This window comes from Parajatrophihabitans canadensis (assembly GCF_053764775.1).
The window spans coordinates 117,794-130,007 of sequence record NZ_CM132445.1 but is presented as its reverse complement, the minus strand read 5'-3'; the positions used below and the strand labels follow the sequence as shown (position 1 = coordinate 130,007).

Annotated in this window: 11 protein-coding genes; 4 read left to right on the top strand and 7 right to left on the bottom strand. The window is 64.7% G+C overall.

What is annotated here, in order from left to right:
• Positions 1–9: 9 nt before the first annotated feature.
• From ACSMXN_RS00570 to ACSMXN_RS00550, 5 genes are all read right to left on the bottom strand, one after another.
• Positions 10–1,686, bottom strand: coding sequence for an FAD-dependent oxidoreductase (locus ACSMXN_RS00570; RefSeq protein ID WP_022915011.1), 1,677 nt, complete (start codon positions 1,684–1,686; stop codon positions 10–12).
• Positions 1,683–2,420, bottom strand: a complete 738-nt coding sequence (locus ACSMXN_RS00565) for an ABC transporter ATP-binding protein (protein WP_196811412.1) — start codon at positions 2,418–2,420, stop codon at positions 1,683–1,685. The genes ACSMXN_RS00570 and ACSMXN_RS00565 overlap by 4 nt, the downstream gene beginning before the upstream one ends.
• A 1-nt stretch (position 2,421) precedes the next feature.
• On the bottom strand, positions 2,422–3,372 hold the full coding sequence (locus ACSMXN_RS00560) for an ABC transporter permease (protein WP_022915013.1): 951 nt from the start codon (positions 3,370–3,372) through the stop codon (positions 2,422–2,424).
• A gap of 157 nt (positions 3,373–3,529) precedes the next feature.
• On the bottom strand, positions 3,530–3,628 hold the full coding sequence (locus ACSMXN_RS00555) for a putative leader peptide (protein ID WP_455407663.1): 99 nt from the start codon (positions 3,626–3,628) through the stop codon (positions 3,530–3,532).
• Between the two features lie 42 nt (positions 3,629–3,670).
• Entirely contained in the window at positions 3,671–4,936 is a 1,266-nt protein-coding gene (locus ACSMXN_RS00550; RefSeq protein WP_022915014.1) for an amino acid permease, read from the bottom strand.
• Positions 4,937–5,041: 105 nt separating this feature from the next.
• Between ACSMXN_RS00550 and ACSMXN_RS00545 the strand changes: the two genes are divergently transcribed.
• Together ACSMXN_RS00545 and ACSMXN_RS00540 are read left to right on the top strand one after the other, a co-directional pair.
• Positions 5,042–5,533 (top strand): Lrp/AsnC family transcriptional regulator, encoded by a 492-nt coding sequence (locus ACSMXN_RS00545; protein ID WP_027139865.1) that lies wholly within the window; start codon positions 5,042–5,044, stop codon positions 5,531–5,533.
• Between the two features lie 33 nt (positions 5,534–5,566).
• Complete coding sequence (locus tag ACSMXN_RS00540; protein WP_196811413.1) at positions 5,567–6,718, top strand: hypothetical protein; 1,152 nt, start codon at positions 5,567–5,569, stop codon at positions 6,716–6,718.
• 1 nt (position 6,719) lies between these two features.
• On the opposite strand, the gene ACSMXN_RS00535 is transcribed toward ACSMXN_RS00540, so the two are convergent.
• Positions 6,720–7,307, bottom strand: coding sequence for a GNAT family N-acetyltransferase (locus ACSMXN_RS00535; protein WP_022915017.1), 588 nt, complete (start codon positions 7,305–7,307; stop codon positions 6,720–6,722).
• Positions 7,308–7,363: 56 nt separating this feature from the next.
• On the opposite strand from ACSMXN_RS00535, the gene ACSMXN_RS00530 reads away from it, so the two are divergent.
• Positions 7,364–8,122, top strand: a complete 759-nt coding sequence (locus ACSMXN_RS00530; RefSeq protein ID WP_022915018.1) for a beta-phosphoglucomutase family hydrolase — start codon at positions 7,364–7,366, stop codon at positions 8,120–8,122.
• Entirely contained in the window at positions 8,119–10,518 is a 2,400-nt protein-coding gene (locus ACSMXN_RS00525; RefSeq protein WP_022915019.1) for a glycosyl hydrolase family 65 protein, read from the top strand. The genes ACSMXN_RS00530 and ACSMXN_RS00525 overlap by 4 nt, the downstream gene beginning before the upstream one ends.
• 13 nt (positions 10,519–10,531) lie before the next feature.
• Here the strand turns inward: ACSMXN_RS00525 and ACSMXN_RS00520 are convergent, their stop codons facing one another.
• Positions 10,532–11,989 (bottom strand): alkaline phosphatase family protein, encoded by a 1,458-nt coding sequence (locus ACSMXN_RS00520; protein ID WP_022915020.1) that lies wholly within the window; start codon positions 11,987–11,989, stop codon positions 10,532–10,534.
• Between the last annotated feature and the right edge of the window lie 225 nt (positions 11,990–12,214).

Sequence of the window (12,214 nt, the reverse complement as noted above, 5' to 3'; positions counted from 1 at the left end):
TGATTCTGGTCACGAGGCAAGCTCCACCGCGGTCGGTAGCGCCTCGGCCCGGTCAGTTTCGGCTGCGACCCACACGGTATCGAGGCCACCCACCCGAATCCGGCGAGCCTGATTCGGGTCGGTCTCCGGTGCATCATCGCGGTGGTGCATCGCACGAGATTCCTTGCGTGCGAGGGCGGCCCGGTACATCCAGCGTGCGTGCGCCACCATCGCCACCGCTTCCCTGGCGCGTTGTGGCCGCGAGCCCCCGCCGAGCGTCGGCACCTCCTCGCGCCACAACCCGTCCAGCGCTTGAAGGCTGTCGAGCAAGCCCGCCTCCGTCCGGAACATGTTTTTCTCGATCGGGATCACCTCGGACTGCACCCGTCGCACCACCTCCTCAGCGGCTTCCTCAGCGGCCCTCTGAGCAGCCTTGGCGCGCGCTGCTGTGTCTTCGACAGCGCTGGCCTCGGTGTTGAGACCGTGCTGTCCGGCGCGCTGCAACTCGGCGGTTGCGGCCCGCGGGCGGCGGGCAAAGACGGCGGCTGACTGCCCGGCCCACGTCCCAGACGAGATGGCCCAGGCGCCGTTGTGGCTGCCGCCTCCGCTTCGGCCACCGGTGATGAGCTCACGGGTTGCAGCGTCACCGGCTGCAAACAGGCCCGGAACCGTTGTTTGGCAACCCTCGTCCGCGATCGCCAGGCCACCGGTTCCTCGGACCGTGCCCTCGAGGACGAACCTGATCTGAAAGAGATCGTTGAACGGGTCCACACCGGCTTTGTCGAACGGCAGAAAGAAGTTCGGCTGAGCCCAGCGCATGTGATGATGCATCGATTCGGGTGCCAGATCAAGACGGGCGTAGACGGCTTGGGTGACCGTCGCCCGCGGCACCGCCTGGCGTCCGGCGAAGCCCGGCGGCACATCGAGGAGCGAGCCGTCTGCGTTGTAGTAGCGAGCGAACTGATACATGCGGCCCTTGGTCTGTGCCCCGAAGGCCGGCGCCATCCCATAGTTGCTGGAGAACTCCATGCCTGAGAGTTCCGCACCAAGCTCGGCGGCCATCAGATGCCCATCTCCGGTATCGGGATTGCAGCCGAGTGCGCCGGACAGGAACGCACACCCACCGGTCGCCAGCACAACAGCTCCCGCTGATACTTCCCAGGGCGTGTTCAGACGTTGGCGGTGCACGCCGCGCGCGCCGCTGACGACACCGTCGCGGTCCACGAGCAGTTCCAGCGCCGGGCTCTGGTCGAGAATCGTTACTCCGGCGCGACGAACCTGGCGGCGCATGAGGCGCATGTACTCCGGACCCTGCAGCGAGCTTCGGCGAACCGTCCCGGTGTCGTCCGTCGGGTACGGGTAGCCCCACCTGGCGAGCTGATCGACACCGGCCCAGGTCGCGTCCAGCGTCCGCCGCATCCAGTCCCGGTCGCTGAGGTGACCGCCTTCGACCTCGCGTCGACGGATCGACTGCTCACGGCCGTCGCCGCCGGCAGGCACGTACCAGAGGTTGTTACCCCCGGCTGCCGCGGCACCGCTCGTTCCGACAAAGCCTTTGTCTGCAAGTACAACGCGGGCCCCGGACCGAGCTGCTGAGATGGCGGCCCAGGTTCCGGCCGGACCGCCGCCGAGAATGAGAACGTCTGCGGTCAATTCAGTGTTGGTCAACTCGCCTTTGATCGCCGATGTCGAGCTATTGCGGCTCATGCGTGCACCCCTAGCCAGTCGAGCAGTTGCTGGCGCAGCGGGGCGTAACCCGGCTCGCTGATCTGGCGCGGGCGCGGCAGATCGACCTGCACATCGTGGGCGATTCTGCCCGAATCCATTACGAGAACCCGATCAGCGAGGCGCAGCGCTTCGTCGACGTCATGGGTTACCAGCAGCACGGCGGGAGAGTGCTTGCGCCACAGTTCGACCACCAGTTCCTGCGCGGTCAGCCGGGTCAATGCATCGAGCGCGGCGAACGGCTCGTCCAGCAGGAGCAGGTCTGGGCTACGTACCAGCGCTCGAGCCAGCGAGACGCGCTGCGCCTCGCCGCCAGACAGGGTGGCCGGCCACGCATCGACCCGGTGCGCCAGGTTGACCTCACTCAGAGCCGCGACCGCGTCAGCCTTGTTGGCCTTGGGCAAACCCAGAACGACGTTTCGCCAGACTCGCTTCCAGGGCAGTAGCCGCGGCGTCTGGAATGCCACCGCGCGTGCTCGCGCGACCTCGACCTGACCGGTGATGCCTGCGTCGAGGCCAGCCAGAATTCGCAAGAGCGTGCTCTTGCCGCAGCCACTCGCGCCGAGCAGGGCGACGAATTCGCCGGCAGGAATGCTCAAATCCAAGTCGGTCAGCACACGGGTATCGCCAAAGTTGCGTCCGAGCTTGTTCAGCTCGACGGCTTGGGCAGGTGTCTGAAGTTCGTCCAGCGCGGCCGCATCAGTCGTCTGGGTCACCTCAGGCTCCAATCGCGCGTGGGCGCCAGGCGAGCAGCAGTCGTTCGAGTATCCGGACCGCCAGGTCGACAGCGAGGCCGAGCAACGCGTAGACCACCAAGCAGACGACGATGGTGTCAGTCTGCAGCAGCTCTTGAGCTGAGATCATCAGATATCCCAGACCGCTGGTGGCGCTGATCTGCTCGGCGAAAACCAAGGCCAGCCAGGAGATGCCGAGGGCGAACCGCAGGCCGGTGAGTAATTGTGGCAAAGCGCTCGGCAGGATCACGTTTCGGATCAGCCCGAACCGAGACAGCCCCAGCGTTCGCCCCGCCTCGACGAGGGCGGGGTCGACCGCGCGGATCCCGGCCGTGAGGTTGAGGTAGAGCGGAAAGGTGACACCGAGGGCGATCAACACGATTTTCGGCGTCTCGCCAACACCCAGCCAGATGATCAGCAGCGGAATGACACCTGCGAAGGGGACGGTACGCAGCATCTGTACCGGTGCATCGACGACGTCCTCGCCGAGACGGCTCAGGCCTGATATCAACGCAAGCGAGATCCCGACCACCGCGCCGAGCAAGACGCCGAGCGCCACGCGCTGCAACGACGTGGCGACCGCAGACCCGAGTTCGCCGTCGGCAATCAGGTGCCGGGCCGCGCGCAGCACCGCCATCGGCGGGCCCACCACGGTCGGGGGCAGCCGCCCCGACGAACTGAGGACCTGCCATAGCGCGATGACGAGCACGACGCCGGTGAGGCGCCGCAGGCCACGAAGTACCGCCCGGTATCGGTGCCTCGGTCGGACCGGCTGGCCGGACAACGAGACCGTCTCGATGACGGCGGGCCCCGGATCGCGAGCTTGGAAGGCGGCGTGATCACGCTGCGCAGTTGCATCGGATACCGCCGTGGCGGCGGATACGGTCGGAGGCGGCTGGGTCTGCAGCTGAGTGGCTTGATCGAGAATGCTCATGCTTCGCTCCGCGGAATTCACTGTGTCGCACGATGGATTGTTGAAGCTGCGTTGCTCGGATTCCGGCGCGCAGGGGCTGACCCCCGTACCTCAAGATGACCGGCTCCAAGATCAGGAGCGGACAGACGGGGGCGCTAGCTCGGTCGGGTGCCGTGAATCAGTGCATGCGGCATCGACAACAGGCAGAACTCACCCGCAGCAGGTCAATATGCCCGCGCGTAACCAGATGAACGGTGAGATCCACGGGCGTAACCATAGCATCCCTATAAACGGAGTAGACAAGGTGTGAGCCAGTTCATCAAGCTAGGTACGCGGCACGACCGGTCCGTCTGCCGCGTCCTGCGGTCACGATGATCGCGGCGACGACCGCGAGGGTCCAGCCGCCGAAACACAGGACCGCGGCAACGGCGACACAGCTGATGATCGCGGCGATGCGGGTGGCGCCAGCGCAGATTCGGGTGGCCGCTGCCGTGCAACCCAGATACACGGTTAGAAAGAGACTGGTCGGCAGCGCGACGAGCTCTGAGGTACTCACGACGCCGGCGCCGGTCATGGCAAGCACCGCCAGCCCGACCACCAGAATGCTCAACTGGAGGCGGTACGCATTGGGTCTCGGCAGCCCTGGGTCACGATGCGCCCGCAGCTCGGCGGCGAGTTCGGCCGCACCCGAGAGGTAGGCGTTGGTAGCGGCCAGCGTCAGACTCACCGCCGCGACCGCTGCGATGATCGGCCCGCTGGTTCCGATGACCACTCGCAGCAGATCGGCCAGCGGCACATCGCTGCCCGCCCCCTCACCCAAGACGCCGACGGTCGCGACCGCCAAGCCGAGATAGATGGCGGATGTGATCCCGAAGGCCGCGCCGATAACGCGCGGCAGCTGTTTGGCTGGGTGCTCCAATCGCGCGGTCAGGGCCGCCACCGACTCCCAGCCGACGAAGGACAACATCAGAACTGACGCGGCCGATCCCAGCGATCCCCAGCCGTGTGGCGCGAACGGTGCGAAATTCGACGACTCGAGCGAAGGCGCACTCCCGAAGACCGCCACCATGACCAACACGACGAGGACGGCGACCAGTGCCAGTTGGGCGTTCGTGGTCGCACGGCTGCCGGCCAGCGTCAGGCCAACCACCGCGAGCAGGATGGCCGCGGCTACTACGGCGGTCATCGTCCGTCCACCACCGACCAGCGCGGTCACATAACTCGCGCCGATCAGGCAGACCACCGGCGCCCCCATCACCACTCCGGCGAGAAAGCACCATCCGACGATGCGTCCGGCACGAAACCCCAGCCCGGCCTCGGCGTACCCGACCACGCCGCTGCGGTTCGGGAAGTTCGTCCCCAACGCACTGAAGACCTTCGCCAGCAGACCCGACAGCACGAGCAGACCGACCCACACCAGCAGCGACGCCGGCCCGGCGATCCGGGCCGCGAGTCCGGGCAACAGCAGCAGGCTTGGACCGAGTAGCGCGCCCACGTACATCGCGATCGCGCCCCGGGTCGAGAGATGGGCCCGGGAGGACGCGGGTGGCAGGGTGTTCCGGGTGTGCCGGGTGTGCTGTCGCATGACGCCAGCCTCTCCCGAAACGGGCGGCACGCGCTGGCAAATAATGGCGCGGCCAATGCCCTGAGCGCAATAAAATTCTGTCAACTCGTGAATAAGATGAGCGTCATGCCAAGTTTCAGCTATGACTCGACTGATCGCGCCATCCTCGATGCACTCCAGCGGGACGGGCGGATACCCAATGTCGACCTCGCTGAGCAGGTGTCCCTATCGCCGTCGTCCTGCCTGCGCCGCACCAAGGCGATGGAAAACAGCGGCATCATCGCCGGTTACCGCGCCGAGCTTGATCGCGACCGCGTTGACCTTGGCCTTACTGTTTTTGTGTCGTTGAAGGTGGATCAGCACTCGCGGGCGACCTCGAGGGAGATTGAGGACGCGCTCGTCGCCATCCCGGCGGTGGTCTCTTGCCACCTGGTTTCCGGTGACGCCGACTTTCTGGTGGAAGCGGTCATTCCGAGCCTTGGCGAGTACGAAGCGTTGCTACTCGATCATCTTCTAGCCATCGGGCCGGTCACCGATGCCCGCAGCTCATTTGCGATTCGGACGATCACCAGCCGCGGCCCACTCCCCCTCGACCACTGGCCACCGAAGCCTCGGTAAAGGGCGCCTCGTCGCTAGCCCCATACTGTTCGGATGCAACGGCGGGCTTGGCTGGCAGGGTGCATCGCGGCCTCGTTGTTGAGCACCACCCTCGTAGCGTGTACCGGTGGGGGGTCAACACAGGCCAAGGCGCTACCGACGCCGAACGGTTCTGTCAGCCCTGGCCGCGGCGGGTCGTCGCCCAGTACCTCGAGCGCCAGACCCAAGGCGCGGTCGGCACCTACGAAGGTGTCGGTTCGGCCGACTGCACTGCGACTTGCTAAACCACGACCTGCTCAACCACAACCTGCGCAACCGCAACCAGTCCAGTCCGTTGGCGAGGTACCACCTGCCAGCAAGGGCGTCGTTGTCAACGGAGCGAGTATCGCCGGCTGCCCACTCTTTCCGGCGAACAATCCCTGGCGCCAGAACATCTCGCAGTCTCCGCTGAATGTTCGCTCGGCAGCCTGGGTCGCCAGCGTCGGCGGCGCCGCTTTCCTGCACCCGGACTTCGGATCAGATCCGTCGTACGGGATCCCCTACAGCGTGGTGGCGGCCAACCAGCCGAAGGTCAAGATCACGTTTACCGACTACGGCGATGAAAGCGACCCGGGCCCGTACCCGATCCCAGCCAACGCAAGGGTCGAGGCCGGCGGCGACGCCCACGTCCTGATCGCTTCGGGAGACTGTCACCTTTACGAGTTATACGGAGCTGCCCGCAGCGGCACCGGCTGGACTGCACAGTCGGGCGCGGTCTTCAATCTGAATACGAACGCGCTGCGTCCAGCGGGTTGGACGTCAGCGGATGCGGCGGGCCTGCCCATACTGCCCGGACTCGTCCGGTTCGACGAAGTCCAATCAGGCCACATCGACCACGCGTTGCGGTTCACGGTCGCCAAAACCCAGCGTGGCTATATCAATCCGGCGACCCACCAGGCCGGCTCGACCACCAACCCGAACCTGCCGCCGATGGGCGCTCGCTTTCGTCTGAAGGCCTCCTTCGACCTCACCCCGTATCGCGGCGAGGCGCGTGTCATCCTGCAATGCCTGAAGACCTACGGAATGATCGTCGCCGACAACGGCTCGAACTGGTACGTCTCCGGCGCCACAGACGCCCGCTGGGACGATGAGGACCTCGACCAACTCAAGCACGTTCCGGGATCGGCGTTCGAGGTCGCAGACACCGGGGCCGTCCATACCGGCTAGCTCAGTCCGGCAACAGCGCGTTGGCGTAATGGATGTTGCTAAACGGAAAGTCTTTGGCGAGCCAGGCCTCAACGGCTGAGTAGAGCTTCTGGTAATAACCCTGTGCATAAGCATCCGTCGTCACCCACCAATCGACGTCGACGTCGTAGCGAGCAAGCTCCTCGGTCAGATTACCGGAATGGCCCATCGGGTTCAGGTAAAAGCATCCGATGTAGCGGCTGTCGGCGTCATAGACGACGTAGGCGAACGAGCTGCCTTCACGGAACTCGCGCTCGTGCCACACGAGGTCCTGGAAGTTGTACGCCTCGGTGATCTGACCTTCTGGCCACGTCCCGCCACGACTCTGATGAATGATGTCGACACTCGAGTTCACGGCGGCGAGATCGGCGTCCAAATCCGCCTTGCTCAAGGGCTTCGCCCTGAGCTCCTCGTATTCCAGCGCCGCCGGGGCCTTGAACCCCGCGGGCAGAACCAACTTCTTGGTGAACAGCTGGTAATCCATCTCGACGCCTTTCGAAAAGCCGGTCGTTATCGGAGCCGATGCTATGGCAATAACGATTTCGCCGATGTTGCGGCGGTACGTTGTCATGGACACGTCATCGACACGTCATGGACGCCAGTCAGTAACGAGAGTCGGAGGTTCCCGTGCTTGGGCTACCCGAAGCGATCACGGCCTGCTTGTTCGACCTGGACGGTGTTCTCACCGACACCGCCTCGGTGCACAGCGCGGCCTGGAAGCAAACCTTCGACGAGCTGCTCCGCCAGCGCGCGAACGCCGCCGCGGCTCCCGACAGCGCGAGCTTCGAACCATTCACCGCGCACGACTACGACGACTACGTCGACGGCAAACCGCGCGCGGACGGTGTCCGGGACTTTCTGACCTCGCGCGGCATAGAACTGCCCGAGGGCAGTCCGGATGATCCACCCACCAGTCAAACTGTCTACGGGGTAGGAAATCGCAAGAACGAGTTGCTACTCAAGAAGATTCACGAGGACGGGGTGCGGGTCTATGAGGGCTCGCGACGATATCTGCAGGCCGCACGCGATGCCGAGCTACCCCGATATGTCGTGTCTTCAAGCGCAAACACCACCGACGTGCTGCAGGTGACCGGGCTTGCCCAATACATACAAGGCCAGATCGACGGCAATACCCTGCTGCAGCGCCACCTCAAAGGTAAACCGGCACCAGACTCCTTTCTCGCTGGGGCCGCACTCGCCGGGGTAGACCCCGCACATGCCGCGGTCTTCGAGGACGCGGTGGCCGGCGTTCAGGCAGGGCACGCGGGGAATTTCGGTTACGTGGTCGGCGTGAATCGGCTCGACGCCGCCCATGGCGACGAGCTCCTGCGAAATGGCGCCTCGGTTGTCGTGGCGGATCTCGCCGAATTGTTGGACGCCTCGTGATCCGGCAGGACCGCTACCCCGTCGAGCCTTGGCAGCTGCGCGAACTCGGCACCGACCCGGCCCTGCTGTCGCAGTCAGAATCCCTATTCGCCTTGTCCAACGGGCATATCGGGATCCGCGGCAACCTCGACGAGGGTGATCCTTCAGCGTTACCAGGCACTTACCTGAACTCGTTCTTCGAGTCTCGCCCCCTGCCCTACGCCGAGGCCGGCTATGGCTATCCCGAGTCGGGTCAGACCGTCGTGAACGTGACCGACGGCAAACTGATCCGACTGCTCGTCGACGACGAACCCTTTGACCTCCGCTACGGCGAGATCAAGCATCACGAGCGGATTCTCGACCTGCGCGCCGGGCTGCTGCACCGGGTAGTCGAATGGACATCGCCGTCGAGACGAACAATCCGGGTGCGCTCGACACGGATGGTGTCTCTCACGCAACGGGCGATCGTCGCCATCCACTATGAGGTCGAGGCGATCGAAGCAACCCGGGTCGTCATCCAGTCCGAACTGGTCGCCAACGAAGAGGTGCCTCCGCAGTCCGGCGATCCTCGCGTCGCGTCGTTGCTGGGTCGATCGCTGGAATTCGAAGACAGCAGCGGCGTCAATCTGCGGGCCCTGCTCGCCCACCGGACGCGGGCGAGCCAGTTGCGGCTCGCGGTGGCGATGGATCACATCATCGACACTACCCATCGGCACAGCACCGAACTCGCGGTCGACAAGGACTGGGCGAGGGTGACGCTCGGTGCCGAGTTGCAACCTGGCCAGCGGATTGGCCTGACGAAGTTCGTCTCCTACGGCTGGTCGAGCCAGCGTTCGCTGTCGGCGTTACGTGACCAGGTCGAGGCGGCACTCACCGCGGTCATCCACACCGGCTGGCAGGAGCTGGTCAGCGAACAACGCAAGGCTTTGGACGTGTTCTGGCAGGGCGCCGACGTCGAGCTCGATGGGGATCCGGCTATCCAGCAGGCAATACGCTTCGCCCTCTTCCATCTCTTTCAGGCCGCGACTCGAGCTGAGGGTCGTGCGATCGCGGCCAAAGGCCTTACCGGCCCGGGCTATGACGGGCATGCGTTCTGGGATACCGAGAGTTTCGTCCTGCCTGTCCTGACAGCCACCGCGCCTCAAGCCACTGCTGACGCGCTGCGCTGGCGGCTCTCCACGATCGACCTGGCCCGCGAGCGTGCCAGGACCTTGCACTTGGACGGCGCCGCCTTCGCCTGGCGCACCATCAGGGGACAGGAGTGCTCGGGCTACTGGCCGGCCGGCACGGCGGCTATGCACATCAACGCCGACATCGCGGTCTCTGCGATGCGGCATGTTCGATGGACTGGCGACGAGAAGTTCGAGCGTGAGGTTGCCCTGCCGTTGTTGGTGGAAACTGCCAGGCTGTGGATCTCGCTCGGCTACCACGGCCACGATGACCGCTTTCACATCGACGGCGTCACCGGCCCGGACGAATACAGCGCAGACGTAGATGACAACACGTACACGAACTTGATGGCCAAGGAGAATCTCAGCTGTGCAGCGGAGGTCGTGCGACGCCATCCCAACGAGGCCGATGACCTCGACGTCACGCCCGATGAGACGGCGCTATGGGAAGATGCCGCCCGCGTGATGGCCGTGTCCTACGATGACGAACGCGACATTCCCGCTCAGGATCGCAACTTCAACCAGCACGACCAGTTTCCGTTCCAACAAGCCTTGGACGAGGGCCGCTACCCGCTGTTGCTGCACGTCCCGTACTTCGGGCTCTACCGCAAGCAGGTAATCAAGCAAGCCGATCTCGTACTCGCCCTGCACTGGTGCGGCAATCACTTCGACGCCGGCCAAAAGGCCCGTGCCTTCGCGTATTACGAAGGATTGACCGTGCGTGACTCGTCGCTGTCAGCCTGCACCCAGGCGATCATCGCCGCCGAGGTCGGCCACCTGGACCTGGCGCACGCCTATCTCGCCGAGGCTGCGCTGATGGACTTGTACGACCTCGAGAACAACACCCGGGACGGGCTACACATCGCCTCGCTCGCCGGTGCCTGGCTGGCTCTCGTTGCCGGCTTCGGCGGAATGCGTGACCACGACGGCCAGCTTTCCTTCAGGCCGCAGCTGCCCAAAGGCATCGACCGACTGGCGTTCACGGTGCGCTGGCATGATGTTCGGTTGCGCGTGGAGGTGCGTCCGGGCACCGCCGTCTACACGCTCGATGACGGTGCCGACGCTCGGTTGCAACTCGTACACGAGGGCAAACCGTTCACGGTGACCGCTACCGAACCTGTCACTCTGCCGATCACGAATGTGGTGCCGATGACCCCGCCGCCGAGCCAGCCCGTCGGCCGTGAGCCGATCGATGCCGCCAAGGCGACCGCCGAAGCCGAGCAAGGCGGCGGGGCCCGAACCAAGTGAACAGCAGGGGAAACTAGCCCACCTGGGGGCGGTGACCCGGCTCCTGACGCGGAACGCTCTGCTTGGTGCCCGGCACGGTCGGCAGCGGCAACTGAGACGCTTCGAACTGCGCGAGGTTGTAGTCACCGATCGTGTCAGGCAATACCGGTGGGTGTTCATTCGCGGAATTGAAGCGGAAGGCCGACGTCAGGTCGCCGACGTTCTTGCGCCGCCAGTCACTGATATTTGTCTCCTTGACACCGGTGACGTGCTCCAAGAAGCGAAGCTGTGAGGTGTGGTCGAAAGTCTCCGAGCAAACCCAACCGCCCACTGTCCAAGGTGAAACGATGATGGCGGGGACCCGGAATCCGAGGCCCACCGGCAATCCTGCGCCGTCGACGCCGGTGTTCGAGGTCTTGAACACGAACTCGTCTGGGGTGCCCATCTTCGGCGTCGGAGGCACGACGTGGTCGAACAATCCATCGTTCTCGTCGTAGGAGAGGATGAAGGCGGTCTTGGCCCACACCTCGGGGTTAGCCGCTACGGCGTCGATCTTGCCGGCAACGAAGGTTGCGCCAGCCGCCGGAAGCGCTGCGGGGTGTTCGTCAAAGCCCGACGGAGGAAGGATCCAGCTGACCGTGGGCAGCTGATCGTTCATCGCGTCGTACTCAAACTGACCCAGCGGCTGAACAGCCATTCCCTTGTCATACAAAGGATCACCCGGCTTGGCGCTGCCGAACTTGGTCCATTTGCTGATCGCCGCGGCACCGGTGAGACCACCCGGCTGGCGGTAGATCTTCCAGCTGACGCCGGCCTGTTCCAGCCGCTCGGGGTAGGTCGTCCAGTTGAACTGATTGTCAGGACCGCTCGTGGTCAGCGACGGGCCACCAGCCAGGCCGTTGGGGTCGATCGTGCCCGACATCCACATGTGACGGTTCGGCGCGGTCGGGCCCATAACCGAGCAGTGGTAGCCGTCCAGGATGGTGAATGCCTCAGCGAGTGCGTATTGGAACGGGATGTCATCGCGGGTGAAGTACCCCATGGTGTACGGCCCGTTGGTGGCACCGTCGGCTGCGATGTGGGCGGGCAGCCAGTTGTCCATCTTGCCGCCGTTCCAGGCCGAGTGCTGGACAGACCACTCGTGGCTCGTCGAGGGAATCGCCTGCGCGGCGCTGATCTTCGTGTTCAGCCGGTAAGGCAGCAGGTAACCCGATGGATTCGACGGGTCCGGCTGGTACAGCACCGAGCGGCCATTGGGCAGGCGTTGCATATGCGGGTCTGCGAAGCCGCGCACACCGGACATCGCGCCGTAGTAGTGGTCGAAGCTGCGGTTCTCCTGCATGAGCATGACGACGTGCTTGACGTCCTTCAGGCTGCCGCCGCGAGGACGGGGTGAGGCAATCGCTTTGCTGATGTTGGGGGGCAGCGCCAACGAGGCCGCCGCGACGCCGCCGATGGCGGCGGCGGAACCGAGAAGCCGGCGGCGGGTCATACCGCTGGGCGCCGCAGAGCTGTCAGATATTTCAGTCATCAAAGTGTCCCTTTCGAACAACTAACGCCAGTCGCCGCAAATCGGTCGCCAGCCTTACAAATCGGAAGCCTTCTGGGTCCGGCCGTCGGCATGCCCATCACCAGGTGACGGCGGGTTGAACGTCCTCTGAACAGGTCCCCGAGCACACTCCTTCAAATGAGTCACACCTCTTCAATGAGTGAGGTT